This window comes from Verrucosispora sp. WMMD703, assembly GCF_049178935.1.
GTDB classification, from domain to species: Bacteria; Actinomycetota; Actinomycetes; order Mycobacteriales; family Micromonosporaceae; genus Micromonospora; species Micromonospora sediminimaris.
Genome location: NZ_JBMHMM010000004.1, coordinates 6,130,109 through 6,143,946, shown reverse-complemented (window position 1 = coordinate 6,143,946; position 13,838 = coordinate 6,130,109). Strand labels below are relative to the sequence as shown.

The window sequence follows — 13,838 nt, the reverse complement described above, 5'->3', positions numbered from 1 at the left end:
GATGACCCGGATGGTCACCGAGATCGGGTTCGTCAGCCTGCTGGTCGCCGGCCTGGGCGCGCTCGCCGGTGGCCTGGTCTATCTGGCGGTACGCATATCGAGAGGCAAGTGGTGATCCGGTGAGTGCGAGGAGTGAGCCGGTTTTGCGAGCCCCGCAGTCGCGAACGAAGGTGATCCGGTGAGCGCGAGGAGTGACGACAATCCGTTGGCGCCGCCGCCCTGGCTGAACGCGCCGCCGGTGGACGCGTACCCCTTCGAGGAGAGTCACGACCTGCGGGTCGGCCCGAAGCTGCACCCCACGCTCGACGGCCTGCTGCCGTACATCGGGGTGTGGCGGGGGCGGGGGCGGGGCGGTTTCCCCACCATCGAGGACTTCGACTTCGCCCAGGAGATCCGGATCAGCCACGACGGGCGTCCGTTCCTGCACTACGAGTCGCGGGCGTGGATCCTCGACGAGCAGAGCCGGCCGGTGCGGCCGGCCGGCCGGGAGGTCGGCTGGTGGCGTCCGGTGCTGAACGGCGACCGGGCCACCGACGAGCTGGAGGCCCTGCTGACCACCCCGACGGGGGTGATGGAGCTGCACGTCGGCCGGCGCAAGGGCACCCAGGTGGAGTTCGTCACCGACGCGGTGGTGCGCACCTCCACCGCCAAGGAGGTCACCGCCGGCCACCGTCTCTTCGGCATCGTCGAGGGCGCCCTGCTCTACGCGCAGGACATGGCCGCCGTCGGTCAGCCGTTGTCCCCGCACCTGTCGGCCCGCCTCATCCGGGTCGCCGGCTGATCCGCTTCCGCCTCCGGCCCGCCCCGCCGGAACGCCCGGCCCGGGTCAGCCGCCGCCGGTCCCGGTTCAGGGCAGCGGGAAGTCGAGCAGCTGCTGCAACGCGCGGGTGAGCGGGCTGGGCGGCAGCGGCTCACCGTCGAGGGTGTGTACCGCGACCAGGCCGCGTACCGACGAGGTGAGCCAGACCCCCTCGGCCTTGCGCAGCTCCGTCGGGGTGACCATGCGTTCGGCGGCCCCGCAGCCGACGTCGGCGGCGTGGGCGAGCAGCCAGGCGACGGTGGTGCCGGGCAGGATGCCGGTGCGTCCGGCGGGCACTGTGCACAGCGTCTCCCCGGCCAGCCAGACGAGGTTGGCGGTTGGTCCTTCCAGGGCGTACCCGTCGGAGGAGATCCAGAGCACGTCGTCCACGCCGGCCCGGGCGGCCCAGCGCCGGGCGGCGCTGCTGGCCCCGTACGACGTGGACTTGATGCCCGCCGGCAGCCAGTCCAGTTCCGGCCGGGCCTCGGCGGGCACCCCGAGGGAGAGGGTGGCGACGCTCACCCCGTCGTGCCGGGCTCGCCGGGCCGCGGGGGCGACCTCCGACAGGGTGGCGTAAACAGTCGGCGGGCCGCCGCGCTCCGGCCCCCGGGTGCAGACCAGCCGCAGTGCGCCCTCCACCTCGGCCGGCCAGTCGGCGGCCACCTCGTCCAGCAGTTCGACCAGGGCGTCGTCCGCCGGCAGGGCCAGTTCCACGGCGGCCGCGCCGCTCCGCAGCCGGGCCAGGTGCTCCTGGCGCAGCCAGGCTCGCCCGTCACGTAGGTGCATGGTCTCGAAGAGCCCGTCACCTCGCAGCACGCCGAGATCGTCGGCGCGCAGCACCGGCTCGTCGGCCGGTAGCCGCCCGCGACCCAGCACGCCGATCCGCGAGGTCACCACGGGGGCCGAGCATAGTGCGGTGCCGGTCGCGCCGGGAGGTACGCGCGCGGCCGAACTATGATCGGGGGGTGTCCGAATCCTCCCTCGCGGAACTGCTCCGCGCCCGTGGGCTCCGGCTGACGGCGCAACGACAGCTGATCCTCCAGGCGGTGCTGGACCTGGGGCACGCCACCCCCGAGCAGGTGCACACCGCCGTACGCGAGGTCGCCGCCGGGGTCAACATCACCACCATCTACCGCACGCTGGAGCTGCTGGAGCGGCTCGGCCTGGTCACCCACACCCACCTCTCGCACGGGTCGCCGACCTACCACGCTGCCGGTGAGGACCAGCACGTGCACCTGGTCTGCCGCGAGTGCGGCGCGATCGACGAGATGGATCCGGAACTGATGCGTCCGCTCTCCGACCAACTGGCCGGGGAACGGGGCTTCCGGGTGGACATCGGGCACGTCTCCTTCTTCGGCTTGTGCGCGCGGTGCGGAGACGGGGAAAAGACATGATCGACATCGCGGGCGCGGTGGCCGTGGAGAGCATCGACGAGGCCAGCCGGGATCAGCCGGAGCCGGCGCACGCCGCAGCCGGGGTGCGGGGGGTGGCCGCGCACTACGGCGACCCGATGCGCGAGCAGCGCCAGTTGGACACCGAGGTCGGCCTGGTGGACCGCTCCCACCGGGGCGTCGTCGCGGTGCCGGGTGCGGAGCGCATCTCCTGGCTGCACACCCTCACCACCCAGCACCTGGCCGAGTTGGGCCCGTGGCAGGGCACCGAACTCCTCGTGCTCTCGCCGCACGGCCATCTGGAACAGCACGCCATGGTGGCCGAGGACGGCGACACCACCTGGCTCGACACCGAGCCGGGGGCGACCGCGGGACTGCTGACCTACCTGGAGAAGATGCGGTTCTTCAGCCAGGTCGACCCCCGCGATGCCACCGCCGAGCACGCGCTGCTGTCGTTGGTCGGGCCGAAGGCCGCCGAGGTGGTGGCCCTGCTCGACGTACCGCCGCTCGCGGAGCCGGACGTGGTGGGGTTGCCCGGCCCGAAGTTCCGCTCCGGCGAGCTGCCGCCCCGCCCGACCGCCCGCTACGACGTACAGCCGCTGCCGCAGGGTGGCTGGGCCCGGCGCGGTCCGCTCGGGGTGGACCTGCTGGTTCCCCGACCCGCGATGGACCAGGTTGTCACGCGGCTGCGCGACAACGGGGTGCCCCCGGTCGGGCTGTGGGCGTACGAGGCGGTGCGGGTGGCCGCTCGGCGGCCCCGGGTCGGCGTCGACACCGACCACCGGACGATCCCCGCCGAGGTGAACCTGATCGCCCCGGCCGTGCACCTGGACAAGGGCTGCTACCGGGGGCAGGAGACGGTGGCCCGGGTGCACAACATGGGCCGTCCGCCACGCCGGTTGGTGCTGCTGCACCTCGACGGGGTGGCCTCGGACCAGTTGCCGGTCGCCGGTTCCCCGGTGACGCTGGACGGCCGTACGGTCGGTTTCGTCGGTACCGCGGTGCTTCATCACGAGCTGGGGCAGGTCGCGCTCGCGGTCGTCAAGCGTTCGGTGCCCGACGATGCCGCGCTCCGGGTGGGCGACAGCGTCGCCGCCATCGACCCCTCGTAGACACCGACACAGCTGGTGGCCGGGGGCGCTCTAGGATCGCCGGCATGACGACAGGGACGTTGATCACGGTTGCCCCCACCGGCGCGGAGTCGGCGAAGACCGAGGTGCCGGCGCTGCCGGTGACCCTCGACGAGCTGCTGCTCACCGCCAAGGAGTGCGAGGCGCTGGGCGCCTCCGTGATCCACGTGCACATTCGCGACGACGACGCCCGGCCGACCCTGGACCCGGGTCGGCTCCGGGCGACCGTGGCGGCGCTGCGGGAGAGCACCGACCTGATCGTGCAACTGTCCACCGGCGGTGCGGTCACCGACCCGGAGGCCGACCGGCTCGCCGTGCTGGACGCGGCCCCGGACATGGCCTCCTGCACCATGGGCACGGTCAACTTCGGTGACGAGGTGTTCCTCAACCGCTGGGAGTTCGTCGTCGACCTGCACACCAGGATGCAGGAGCGGGGCATCGTGCCGGAGTACGAGATCTTCGACCTCGGCCACCTCAGCGCCCTCCAGCGCCTGTTGGGGAAGTACGGCCTGCCGCACGGCGGTCACGTTCACGTCGACTTCGTCATGGGTGTGCCGGGAGGCATGCCGGGAACCACGGCGACGCTGGTGGCGGCCCAGCAGATGCTCCGGGATCTGCCGGAGGGCACCACGTTCTCGGCGACCGGGATCGGCCGCACCAGCCTTCCGGTGCTGCTCGCCGCGCTTTCCACCGGCGGTCACCTGCGGGTCGGGATGGAAGACACGGTCACGTACGCCAAGGGCCGCCCGGTGGAGTCGAACATGCAACTGGTCGCGCGTGCGGTCGGCTTCGCTCAGCTCGCGCAGCGTCCACCGCTGAACACCGCCGAGGCCCGCGAGCTGCTCGGCCTGTAAGGCACGAGTCGCCCGGCATCCTTTACGCCTGCAGGTGGAGTCCCAGCTCACCCCGGCGTGAGGTCGGCCGGACACCTCGGTACCGTCCACGTTGTGGGAAAGACGTACGAGGGCGGCGTACCGCTCGCCGAGGTGGTCCGGTCCGGCTTCGTGGAGGGCGTGCACCGCGGCTCGGTGGTGGTGCTCGACAGCGCCGGTGCGTCGCTGGCCGCGGCGGGCGACGTAACCTCGCCGATCTTCCCGCGCTCGTCGAGCAAGCCGATGCAGGCGGTCGGCATGCTCCGCGCCGGGCTGTCCCTCACCGAGCCTGCCGACCTGGCCATCGTCGCGGCCAGCCACGCGGGGGAGGAGTTCCACCTGGCCAGGGTCGCCGGGCTGCTCGCGGGTGCCGGGCTGAGCGAGGACGACCTGCACTGCCCGCCGGACCTGCCGGCGGGCGATCTCGCACGGATGGCGGTGCTGCGGGCCGGCGGCGGCCCTGCCCGGGTCCAGATGAACTGCTCCGGCAAGCACGCCGGGATGCTGTTGACCTGCCGTGCCGCCGGCTGGCCGCTGGAGGGTTACTGGCGGATCGAACATCCGCTCCAGCGACGGCTGCGCGCGACGGTGGAGGAGTTCACCGGCGAGGAGGCGGTGGCCGTCGGCGTCGACGGTTGCGGCGCTCCGGTGCTGTCCGCGTCGTTGACCGGACTGGCCACGGCATACCTACGGTTGGTGACGGCCGAAGGCGACACCGGGGCGGGCCTGGTGGCCGACGCGATGCGGGCGCATCCGGAGGTGGTCGGCGGTACGCAGGCGGACGACACCCGACTGATGCGTGGCGTACCCGGGCTGCTGGCGAAGATCGGCGCGGAGGGTGTCATCGCCGCGGCCCTGCCCGGCGTCGGCGCCGTGGCGCTCAAGATTGACGACGGCGCCGGCCGGGCCCGGATGCCGGTCCTGGTCTCGGCCCTGCGCCGGCTCGGCGTGGATGCGCCGGTCCTGTCGGAGTTCGCCGAGCTGCCGCTCTTCGGCGGCACCCTCCCCGTAGGCGCCACCCGCCCCTGCGACTCGTTGATCAAGAAGTTTGGTCGGGAGTAGCGTGAAATCCGACCAAAACTTCTTGATCAACGCGGAAAGGGGGGAGTGCGGGGTTAGGGGAGGAAGGTGAGGAGTTGCTGGTTTACCTGGGTGGGGTGTTCCAGGGGGAGTAGGTGGGCGGCGTTTGGGATGTCGGGTGGGCGTATCGCGTGGGGTGCCTCGGCCGCGATGCGATCGGCCAGGTGGCGGATGTCGGGCACGTCCGCCGCGCCGGCCGCGACCAGCACGGGCATGGTCAGCTCGGCGAGTCGCCCGATGGCCGGTGGGTCGAGCTCGGCCACGTCCACGGCGCTGAGCGCCAACTCGGCGGCGAGTGCGCGCTCGTCCATCGCGGTCGCGAAGGCGACCAGCTCAGGGTCGACGTCGGCGGGCTCGCGGTCCGGACCGACCACCCAGAACCGCACCTCACCTGCGGCAGTCGCGGCAAAGTCCTCCGGATCGACGTCGCCGACCAGGTGCTCCCACAGCTCGTTCGTCTGCTCTGACCATTCGTGGCCGGAGACCGCGGTGCCGAGCAGGGCCAGCGCGCTCACCCGGTGGGGGTGGGCGAGTGCGGTGTCGATCGCCACCGCCCCACCGAAGGAGCAGCCGACCAGTGCCGCGCTGGCCAGTCCGAGAGCGTCGAGCAGGCCGACCACGTCATCGTGGTGGGCGAAGGCGCTCGGTGGCAGCTCGGACTCCCCGTACCCGCGCAGGTCGAGGGCGATCACCCGGTGTCGGGTCGCGAGTGGGGTGATCTGGTCCCGCCACATCCGGCGGTCGGCGATACCGGCGTGCAGCAGGACGACCGGCGATCCGCTGCCGGCCTCGTCGTACGCCAGCAGAGCGCCATTTACCTGGATCTTGGTCACCGCAGGACGGTACGACCGGGCGGGAGCGGTGCGCAAGCCGGCGATGAGACATCGCTAACTTTGGCTAGCACTTTGCTTGCAGCTGCTAGCAGTGCGGGCTAGCGTTGAGTCATGGCCACTCCCAAGGACCTTCCCGACGTCGGCGGGTTCATTCGTGACCTGCGGCGGAACGCGAAGATTTCGCTCCGGCAACTGGCCGAGCAGGCGGGGGTCAGTAACCCCTACCTCAGCCAGATCGAGCGCGGCCTGCGCCGGCCGAGCGCGGAGGTGCTCCAGCAACTCGCCAGCGCGCTGCGGGTCTCCACTCCGGCGATGTACCTCCGGGCCGGACTGCTCGACGACAAGGAGGGGCAGGGTGTGCTGGCCGCCATCGCAGTCGATCCGGACCTGACGATGGCCCAGAAACAGTCCCTTACCCAGATCTACGAGACATTTCGCCGGGAGAATGCGCGGCTGACCGAGGCGACCGCGACGACGCCTGGCGCGAATGGTGAGACCGGCACCTCCGACGCGGATAACGTCACCGCCCCCGACGTGGCCAACCTGGCCGCGACCGGGCCCACCACCGCGGCGGGTACCCCGACCGAGGCGGTGCTCGAATCGGTCGCCGTGACCGAGGCAGGTTCCGCTCCCGCCCCGAACAGCACCCCGCCCAGGAAGGCCGCCCGCAAGGTGGTCCGCAAGACCGCGACAGCGGTCCAGGAGGAGAAGTAACGATGAGCCAGCCGAAGACCAATCGCATCCCTGCCCCGATCTACGCTGCGGCCGGCGCTGGTGAACTGGCCTTGCAGCAGCTGCGCAAACTGCCCACCGTGGTCGGTGAGCTGCGTGACCGCGTCGTCGCCGACGGTGGGCGGGTCGTCAACGAACTCGGCGGCAAGGCCGTCGTCACCGGCTTCGAACTGCGCCAGAAGGCCAACGACACGCTGCGCAACGCCAACCGGACGGCCGAGTCGCTGCGGCAGAAGGCCGCCCCGACGACCGACCTGAACCGGCTGCGTGAGCACGCCGACCTGGCCAAGCTCCGCGAAGCTGCGGACCTCAACAAACTGCGCGAGACGGCCGACCTGAACAAGCTGCGGGAAGCAGCCGACCTGGACCGTCTCCGCGAGATGGCGAGCCGCAACGCGGCGGTCGTCGTCGCCGGCGCCCAGGCCGCCCAGGTGCGGGCGCTGGCCGCGTACGGTGCGCTGGTGGCGCGGGGCGAGCGTGTCGTGGGCGCCGGCGTGCTGGAGGCCGCCGACACGGTGAACGCCGACATCGAGGCGACCGGGACGACCACCCCGACGGCGACCGTCGAGCAGACCGCGACCGTCGGGAAGTCCGCGCCGACCGAGACGACCGCGACCGTCGGGAAGGCCACGCCGGCCGAGGTGCCGAGCCCGGCGGAGGTGGCCGAGATCGTGGAGGCCAAGCCGGCCGCCGCGAAGAAGACCACCCGGGCGAAGTCGACCACCCGGCAGGCCGCTGCCAAGCGGACCGACAGCCCGTCGGCGAAGCTGCCCCGGGGTACCAAGCGGAGCCAGTGAGTCAGCAGCCGGCGGCCCCGGGACCGTCCCATCGCCACGGATCCGGGGTCGCCGGCATAAGCTTGCCGTCATGGCCAACGCCGCGCCGATCTTCGTTTTCGACGTCCGCTACGTGATCGAGCTGATCCTCTTCGTCTTCGCACTGATCGTGCAGGGGGTGGCTCTCGTGCACGCCGTCACGCAACGCTCCGATGCCTTCCCGGCGATCGGGACCCTGCCGAAGGGCGGCTGGATCGCGATCCTGGCGGTCACTCTCCTGCTCACCCTGCTCACCCGCTCCACCCTCAGCATCTTCGGGCTGATCGGTGTGGCGGCGGCTCTGATCTATCTGCTCGACGTCCGGGTCGGACTACGTGACCTAGGCGACAACAGAGGGTCCTGGTGAGATCTTTCCGCTGGCCACCACCGCCGGACGGCGGGCCACGCAGCTGGGGTCCCGGCCCGGGTGCCCCGCGGACCGGCCGACCGCCGTTACCCGACCCGGAAACGGAACTGGTCGCCACCCCGCACGGCGTACGTCTGGAGCGGCTGGTCACCGGTGTTGGTGACCCGGTCACCGTCTTCGCGCACGGGCTGGCCAACGGCATCGCCACCACCCGACCCTTCGGCAGCGGGGTCACCGGTCGCCGGGTCTTCTTCCAGTTCCGTGGCCACGGCCGTTCCGACGCGCCCGACGGGCCGTGGAGCTACCTGGACCTGGCCCGCGATCTGCGGGCGATAGCCGACCTCAGCGGCGCGACGCGCGCCTTCGGGGCCAGCCTGGGCGCCGGTGCGCTGTGCCGCCTGCTCGCCGAGAGCCCGGAGCGGTTCGAGCGGCTCGTCTTCTTCCTCCCCGCCGCGCTCGACCGGCCGCGCGGACCAGTCGCCCGGGCGCGGCTGACCGAACTGCTGGCGGCTGTGGAGAGCGGGGACGCCTCGGCGGTGGCGGAAGCCGTCTCCACCGAGCTGCCGCCGGCTGTACGCAACACGCCGGCCGGCTGGGCGTATCTGCGGCAACGGCTGGACCACCTGCTGCGCGACGGCCTCGCCGCCGGGCTGATCGACCTGCCGGAGCAGGCGCCACTGCCCGACGCCGGCGTGCTCGCCCGGGTGACCGCGCCGGCACTGGTCATCGCCGCCGAGGGCGACGACCTGCATCCGGTGGAGGTGGCCGAACAACTCGCCGCCACGTTGCCCCGGGCCACCCTGCACCGCTACGACCGCCCCGGTGTCCTCTGGACGGAGCGCGCCGACCTCCGCAGCCGGATCTCCGACTTCCTCAACGGCTAGCCCGTCGCGTGCCACCTAGCGCCCCCGCCCGCCACCCGTGGGATGCGGCATGCCGCGGCATCCGGCGTGCGGGAGGGCGCGACATGCGGTATGTCGGGGCATCCGGCGGGCGGTAGGACCCGGGATGCCGAAACTCGCGAGCCGGATTGTGGCCCTCCCGGGTCGATCAGCCGGCCCCTGTCGCGACGAGTCGCGAATACCTGCCACCAGATGGCAGGTATTGCTGGCAGCGTGGAGCGCATGACTAAACCGCTGATCGGAAAGGTGGCGCTGGTCGCCGGGGCCACTCGGGGGGCCGGCCGGCAGATCGCCGTGCAACTAGGCGCCGCAGGTGCCACCGTTTACGCGACCGGCCGCAGCAGCCGCGCCGGCCGTTCCGAACTGGACCGCCCGGAGACCATAGAGGAGACCGCCGAACTGGTCACCGCGGCCGGCGGCACCGGCATCCCGGTCCGGGTCGACCACCTGGTACCCGACGAGGTGCAGGCCCTGGTCGCGCGAATCGACGCCGAGCAGGGCAAGCTTGACGTGCTGGTGAACGACGTGTGGGGTGCCGACCCCTTGATCACCTGGGAGAAGCCGGTGTGGGAGCAGTCGCTCGACGCCGGCTTCCGGATGCTGCGGCTGGCGGTGCACACCCACGTGATCACCAGCCACTTCGCGTTGCCCCTGCTGATCCGCCGGCCCGGCGGACTGGTGGTGGAGATCGGTGACGGTACGAAGGCGTACAACGAGGAGAACTACCGGCTGTCGGTCTTCTACGACCTGGCCAAGACCTCGGTCAACCGGCTCGCCTTCAGTTGGGCCCACGAGGTCAGGCCGCACGGCGGTACGGCGGTCGCGCTCACCCCGGGCTGGATGCGCTCCGAGGCGATGTTGGAGCACTTCGGCGTCACCGAGGACAACTGGCGCGATGGCGCGGCCAAGGACCCGCACTTCCTCATCTCGGAGACTCCGACGTTCGTGGGTCGAGCCGTCGCCGCGCTCGCCGCCGACCCGGACCGGGCACGCTGGAACGGTCGGTCCGTCTCCGCCGGAGAACTGGCCAAGGTGTACGGCTTCACCGACGTCGACGGCTCCCAACCGGACGCCTTCCGCTACCTCAGCGAGGTGGTCGACGCCGGCAAACCCGCCGACACCACGGGTTACCGCTGATCCTCCCGCCCCGGCGTCCGCCCGTCTGAGCGGCCCGACCGGCGTGCACCCGACCGGCCGTACTACGCCGGCCGGTCGGGGAACCGGTCGTCGGCGGTGGAGTACAGGGCGGCGGCGCTCATCGCCGCCTCGGCCAGCCGCGACCGTAGCTCCGGCGGCTCGATCACCTCCACCTCCGGCCCCAGCGCGAGCAGTTGGGTGTACGCCACCTCGACGGACTCGACGGGCAGGCGGGTCACCACCCAACCCTGCCCGTCGGGTTCGCCCGCGGCGGCGACCGCCGCCTCGTACACGAAGGGGGCGTCGGCGAGGAAGCGGAGCCGGCGCAGGCCGGCGGGGCTCAACCGGATCGTCACCTCGACCCGGAGCATGCTTCGCAGGAACGCCTCGGCCTGCTCCCGCCAGTACCCCGCCAGGTCGAAGCCGGCGTCCCGGTCGAAGGTCTCCGTCCCCACCTCGACGTGGGTGACCCGGTCCACCCGGTACGTGCGGTACGCGTCGTCGACCCGGGCCACGAGATACCAGACCCCGCTCTTGAGGACCAGCCCGTACGGGTGCGGCTCCCGCTCGACCTCGCGGTCGCCGCGGCGGTAGCGCAGCCGCACCATCCGGTCCCGCCAGACCGCGCCGGCCAGGTCGCTCAGCCACGGCGGCGGCCCGGTCTCCCGGAACCAGCCGGGCACGTCCAGGTGGAACCGCTGGCCGGTGCGCGCGGGGGCGTCGCGCAGGCTCGGCGGTAGCGCCGCGAGGAGCTTCAGTTCCGCCGCCGCAACGGCGTCGGCGAGACCCATGTCACCGGCCGGGCCGGGCAACCCGGCCAGGAAGAGCGCCTCCGCCTCGTCCCGGGTCATCCCGGTCAGCCGGGTCCGGTAGCCGCCGAGCAGCCGGTAGCCGCCGGCCCGGCCCCGGTCGGCGTAGATCGGCACCCCGGCGGCGGAGAGCGCCAGCACGTCCCGGTAGACCGTCCGCTCGGAGACCTCCAACTCGCGGGCCAGTTCCGCCGCCGTCAGCGCCTCACGGGTCTGCAACAGCAGCAGCAGGGAGAGCAATCGCGACGCCCGCATCGACGCTCACCGGCCACCGGGGGTCAGCAACCCCCGGTCGTACGCGACGGCCACCGCGGCGGCCCGGTCGTTGACCCCGAGCTTGGCGTAGACGTGCAGCAGGTGGGTCTTCACCGTGGCCTCGCTGATGAACAGGCGCGCCGCGGCCTCGCGGTTCGACGATCCCCGGGCGACCAGGGTGAGCACCTCCAACTCACGCTGGCTCAGCGGTTCCTCGGCCGGTTGGCGTGGCGTCCGGAGGCGACCCATCAACCGGCCGGCCACGCTTGGCGCGAGCACCGACTCGCCTCGGGCGGCGGCCCGTACCGCCCGGACCAGTTCGTCGCGGGGCGCGTCCTTGAGCAGGTATCCGGTGGCGCCGGCCTCGATCGCCGGGAGCACGTCCGCGTCCGTGTCGTACGTGGTCAGTACCAGCACCTTCGCCGGGCTGTCCGTCGCGACGAGGCCACCGATCGCGGTCACCCCGTCCATCCCCGGCATCCGCAGGTCCATCAGCACCACGTCGGGGTGGTGCCGGGCGGCCATCGTCAGCGCCTCGGCGCCGTCCGCCGCCTCGCCGACCACCTCGAATCCAGGGTCGCCGGCGAACATGCCGCGCAGTCCGTCCCGCACCACTGGATGATCATCCACGATGAGCAGGCGTACCGGATCGGTCATGCGGCGGCTCCGGGCAGGGCCGGCACGGAGGCCGAGACGGCGGTCCCGCCACCCGGTTCGGACTCGACGGCGACCTGGCCACCGACCCGGTTGACCCGCTGCCGCATTGCGGTCAGGCCGTAGCTTCCGTCCTGATCCGGGGTGGTCGACTGGTTGGCCACGTCGAATCCCGATCCGTCGTCGCGGACGTCGAGGGTGACCACGTCCGACATGTACGACAGGGTGAGCCCGACCCGGGACGCGCCGGCGTGCCGGGCCACGTTGCTCAACGCCTCCTGCGCCGCCCGCAGCAGCGTCACCTCGATCTCCGGGTGCAGTGGGCGGGGCGTCCCGGTGGTGCTGACGCTGGCCGTCACCCCGTGCACTGCCGACCAGCGTTCACCCAGCTCGGAGAGCGCGTCGGGAAGGCGGGCCGTCTCCAGCGGCTCGGGGCGCAGCGCCCGGACCGACCGGCGGGCTTCGGTGAGGCTCTCCCGGGCCAGCGCCAGGGCGTTGTCCATGTGGCGTCGCCAGTCGGCGGAGCGGTCGCGGGTCTGCTCGGCCGCCTCCAGCTGGGTGATGATGCCGGTCAGGCCCTGGGCCAAGGTGTCGTGGATCTCCTGAGCCATCCGCTGCCGCTCGTCCAGTACGCCGGCCTCGCGGGCCTGGGTGAGGAGCTGGGCGTGCAGTCCTTCGTTCTCCCGCACCGTCTCGGCGAGCTGGCGGTTGGCGGCGGCGAGTTCGGCAACCAACCGCTTACGCCTGGCGTCCTCCCGCTCACCGACCAGGTTGAACCAGCTCACCGCACCGGCCAGGACCAGGTTGACAAGCACCAACACCAGCCACAGCGGCCAGTTCGACCACGAGGACGGCAGACCGCCGCCCTGCGCGGTGGCCACCAGCACGGCTGTCGCGGCCATACCGGCGAACCGCCATCGTCCGTTGAGCACGAGGAAGGCGTGCAGAAATCCGACCCAGGCGAAGAAGCCGTACCACGGGCTCGCGGCCACCAAAACGGCGGCGAAGGCGAGCAGCCCGACGTAGTAGACCGCCATCGACCGCTGCTGTCCCTGCCACTGAGGAGACAGCACGACATACCAGGTGACCCAGCAGGCGGTCAGCCCGGCGATCACCAAGGTGAGCGGCATCGGCAGCCCACGCGGTGCCGGCGCGAAGGCGGCCAGCAGCGAGCCCACGAGCAGGCCGCCGTAGGGCAGCACCCGGTGCAGCCGCGCCTCCCGCGCCCGCCAGTGGGTTAGCCAGTCGTCGGCGGGCAGGGTGTCGTCGCGGCTGGCCGTCGAGCCGTCCCCGCCGTAGGTCATCCCGTCCCCGCTCACCATGCGCTCACTCCCAGCGGAACAGCCTCGCCGCAGCGGCGCCGGCCGCCACGGCGATCACGGCCATTATCCCCAGGTGCAGCGGGTGCGGTGCGGTGCCGGTCCAGGCGTCGAGCAGCGCCTGGACCCCGGGCGGGGTGTAGGCGCCGATGTCGGCGAGGAAGTCGGGCAGCAGGAACCGGGGCAGGTACACCCCGCCGAAGAACATCGTCACCATGAACAGTGGTACCGCCAGCGCCTGGGCCGCCTTGGCGGTGGGCGCGACCGCCGCCACCAGCAGCCCCACCGCGAGCAGAGCGGCCGTACCCAGGACGAGCGCCACCGCGAACCCGAGCGGGTGCTGCGGCAACGGGGTGCCGAACGCCAGTCGGGCGATCACCGCGAGGAGCACCGCGCTGGCCAGGATGCCCACCAGGGCCAGCACGAGTTGAGCGGTCAGCAGCGCCAGCGGACTTGCCGGGGTGGTGGCCAGCCGGCGCAGGATGCCGCGCTCCCGGTAGGTGGCCAGCACGGTGGGCAGGGCGTTGATGCCAACCATGGCCAGCGTGACGACCAGCAGCGAGGGGGTGAAGTACGTGACGAAGGACTGGTTGCCGAATTCGGGGCTGGGTTCCCGAAGCGACGGAATCAGCCCGAGCACCACCAGGATCAGGGTGGGCAGGGCGACGGTGAGCATCAGCGTCGGAATGTCCCGTAGGTAGAGCTTTGCTTCAGTCCTGAGGATCTGGCCGAAGGCGTGCATC

General features: G+C 72.1%; 17 protein-coding genes. 11 read left to right on the top strand and 6 right to left on the bottom strand.

Annotated elements, in window-relative coordinates:
- Positions 1–10 precede the first annotated feature (10 nt).
- Positions 11–115 carry a small membrane protein MtfM gene (gene mtfM, locus ACN26Z_RS28550; protein ID WP_046570768.1) on the top strand — a complete coding sequence of 35 codons (105 nt, stop codon included), beginning with the start codon at positions 11–13 and terminating at the stop codon, positions 113–115.
- A gap of 63 nt (positions 116–178) precedes the next feature.
- Positions 179–781 carry an FABP family protein gene (locus ACN26Z_RS28545; protein WP_421464206.1) on the top strand — a complete coding sequence of 201 codons (603 nt, stop codon included), beginning with the start codon at positions 179–181 and terminating at the stop codon, positions 779–781.
- A gap of 66 nt (positions 782–847) precedes the next feature.
- Here the strand turns inward: ACN26Z_RS28545 and ACN26Z_RS28540 are convergent, their stop codons facing one another.
- A complete protein-coding gene (locus ACN26Z_RS28540; protein WP_282236702.1) occupies positions 848–1,696 on the bottom strand; it encodes an aminotransferase class IV in 849 nt (282 codons plus the stop codon).
- 68 nt (positions 1,697–1,764) lie between these two features.
- Here ACN26Z_RS28540 and ACN26Z_RS28535 point away from each other — a divergent pair, with 68 nt between their 5' ends.
- The 4 genes from ACN26Z_RS28535 (at position 1,765) to ACN26Z_RS28520 (ending at position 5,254) form a co-directional block, all read left to right on the top strand.
- Positions 1,765–2,193, top strand: a complete 429-nt coding sequence (locus tag ACN26Z_RS28535) for a Fur family transcriptional regulator (protein WP_093403408.1) — start codon at positions 1,765–1,767, stop codon at positions 2,191–2,193.
- Positions 2,190–3,302, top strand: coding sequence for a YgfZ/GcvT domain-containing protein (locus ACN26Z_RS28530; protein ID WP_421464203.1), 1,113 nt, complete (start codon positions 2,190–2,192; stop codon positions 3,300–3,302). Before ACN26Z_RS28535 ends, ACN26Z_RS28530 begins: the two co-directional genes overlap by 4 nt.
- Before the next feature lie 44 nt (positions 3,303–3,346).
- The gene (locus ACN26Z_RS28525) at positions 3,347–4,174 is read left to right on the top strand and encodes a 3-keto-5-aminohexanoate cleavage protein (protein WP_282236704.1); all 828 of its coding nucleotides are present in this window, start codon (positions 3,347–3,349) and stop codon (positions 4,172–4,174) included.
- A 93-nt stretch (positions 4,175–4,267) separates the two neighbouring features.
- Entirely contained in the window at positions 4,268–5,254 is a 987-nt protein-coding gene (locus tag ACN26Z_RS28520; protein WP_421464201.1) for an asparaginase, read from the top strand.
- Between the two features lie 53 nt (positions 5,255–5,307).
- On the opposite strand, the gene ACN26Z_RS28515 is transcribed toward ACN26Z_RS28520, so the two are convergent.
- Positions 5,308–6,105 (bottom strand): alpha/beta fold hydrolase, encoded by a 798-nt coding sequence (locus ACN26Z_RS28515; protein ID WP_421464199.1) that lies wholly within the window; start codon positions 6,103–6,105, stop codon positions 5,308–5,310.
- 111 nt (positions 6,106–6,216) lie between these two features.
- Between ACN26Z_RS28515 and ACN26Z_RS28510 the strand changes: the two genes are divergently transcribed.
- The 5 genes from ACN26Z_RS28510 (at position 6,217) to ACN26Z_RS28490 (ending at position 10,058) form a co-directional block, all read left to right on the top strand.
- On the top strand, positions 6,217–6,819 hold the full coding sequence (locus ACN26Z_RS28510; protein WP_421464197.1) for a helix-turn-helix domain-containing protein: 603 nt from the start codon (positions 6,217–6,219) through the stop codon (positions 6,817–6,819).
- Between the two features lie 2 nt (positions 6,820–6,821).
- Positions 6,822–7,634 (top strand): hypothetical protein, encoded by an 813-nt coding sequence (locus ACN26Z_RS28505; RefSeq protein WP_421464195.1) that lies wholly within the window; start codon positions 6,822–6,824, stop codon positions 7,632–7,634.
- A gap of 70 nt (positions 7,635–7,704) precedes the next feature.
- A complete protein-coding gene (locus ACN26Z_RS28500) occupies positions 7,705–8,019 on the top strand; it encodes a DUF2516 family protein (protein WP_093403419.1) in 315 nt (104 codons plus the stop codon).
- On the top strand, positions 8,016–8,903 hold the full coding sequence (locus tag ACN26Z_RS28495; RefSeq protein ID WP_093403420.1) for an alpha/beta fold hydrolase: 888 nt from the start codon (positions 8,016–8,018) through the stop codon (positions 8,901–8,903). The genes ACN26Z_RS28500 and ACN26Z_RS28495 overlap by 4 nt, the downstream gene beginning before the upstream one ends.
- A gap of 240 nt (positions 8,904–9,143) precedes the next feature.
- On the top strand, positions 9,144–10,058 hold the full coding sequence (locus ACN26Z_RS28490) for an SDR family oxidoreductase (protein WP_093403422.1): 915 nt from the start codon (positions 9,144–9,146) through the stop codon (positions 10,056–10,058).
- 62 nt (positions 10,059–10,120) lie between these two features.
- On the opposite strand, the gene ACN26Z_RS28485 is transcribed toward ACN26Z_RS28490, so the two are convergent.
- Genes ACN26Z_RS28485 through ACN26Z_RS28470 form a run of 4 tightly spaced genes read right to left on the bottom strand, consistent with a single transcriptional unit; the run spans position 10,121 to position 13,837 of the window.
- Positions 10,121–11,122 carry a helix-turn-helix transcriptional regulator gene (locus ACN26Z_RS28485; protein ID WP_421464192.1) on the bottom strand — a complete coding sequence of 334 codons (1,002 nt, stop codon included), beginning with the start codon at positions 11,120–11,122 and terminating at the stop codon, positions 10,121–10,123.
- A 6-nt stretch (positions 11,123–11,128) separates the two neighbouring features.
- The gene (locus tag ACN26Z_RS28480; protein ID WP_421464190.1) at positions 11,129–11,779 is read right to left on the bottom strand and encodes a response regulator; all 651 of its coding nucleotides are present in this window, start codon (positions 11,777–11,779) and stop codon (positions 11,129–11,131) included.
- The gene (locus ACN26Z_RS28475) at positions 11,776–13,098 is read right to left on the bottom strand and encodes a sensor histidine kinase (protein ID WP_421464188.1); all 1,323 of its coding nucleotides are present in this window, start codon (positions 13,096–13,098) and stop codon (positions 11,776–11,778) included. The genes ACN26Z_RS28480 and ACN26Z_RS28475 overlap by 4 nt, the downstream gene beginning before the upstream one ends.
- Positions 13,099–13,102: 4 nt before the next feature.
- Entirely contained in the window at positions 13,103–13,837 is a 735-nt protein-coding gene (locus tag ACN26Z_RS28470; protein ID WP_093403426.1) for an ABC transporter permease, read from the bottom strand.
- Between the last annotated feature and the right edge of the window lies 1 nt (position 13,838).

What these genes read in the sequence shown, in the direction of transcription:
- ACN26Z_RS28530 (WP_421464203.1), top strand. Translation starts at nt 2,190, where the DNA reads ATGATCGACATCGCGGGCGCGGTGGCCGTGGAGAGCATCGACGAGGCC.
- ACN26Z_RS28470 (WP_093403426.1), bottom strand. Translation starts at nt 13,837, where the DNA reads ATGCACGCCTTCGGCCAGATCCTCAGGACTGAAGCAAAGCTCTACCTA.
- ACN26Z_RS28485 (WP_421464192.1), bottom strand. Translation starts at nt 11,122, where the DNA reads ATGCGGGCGTCGCGATTGCTCTCCCTGCTGCTGCTGTTGCAGACCCGT.
- mtfM (WP_046570768.1), top strand. Translation starts at nt 11, where the DNA reads ATGGTCACCGAGATCGGGTTCGTCAGCCTGCTGGTCGCCGGCCTGGGC.
- ACN26Z_RS28490 (WP_093403422.1), top strand. Translation starts at nt 9,144, where the DNA reads ATGACTAAACCGCTGATCGGAAAGGTGGCGCTGGTCGCCGGGGCCACT.
- ACN26Z_RS28480 (WP_421464190.1), bottom strand. Translation starts at nt 11,779, where the DNA reads ATGACCGATCCGGTACGCCTGCTCATCGTGGATGATCATCCAGTGGTG.
- ACN26Z_RS28505 (WP_421464195.1), top strand. Translation starts at nt 6,822, where the DNA reads ATGAGCCAGCCGAAGACCAATCGCATCCCTGCCCCGATCTACGCTGCG.
- ACN26Z_RS28500 (WP_093403419.1), top strand. Translation starts at nt 7,705, where the DNA reads ATGGCCAACGCCGCGCCGATCTTCGTTTTCGACGTCCGCTACGTGATC.
- ACN26Z_RS28510 (WP_421464197.1), top strand. Translation starts at nt 6,217, where the DNA reads ATGGCCACTCCCAAGGACCTTCCCGACGTCGGCGGGTTCATTCGTGAC.
- ACN26Z_RS28475 (WP_421464188.1), bottom strand. Translation starts at nt 13,098, where the DNA reads ATGGTGAGCGGGGACGGGATGACCTACGGCGGGGACGGCTCGACGGCC.
- ACN26Z_RS28525 (WP_282236704.1), top strand. Translation starts at nt 3,347, where the DNA reads ATGACGACAGGGACGTTGATCACGGTTGCCCCCACCGGCGCGGAGTCG.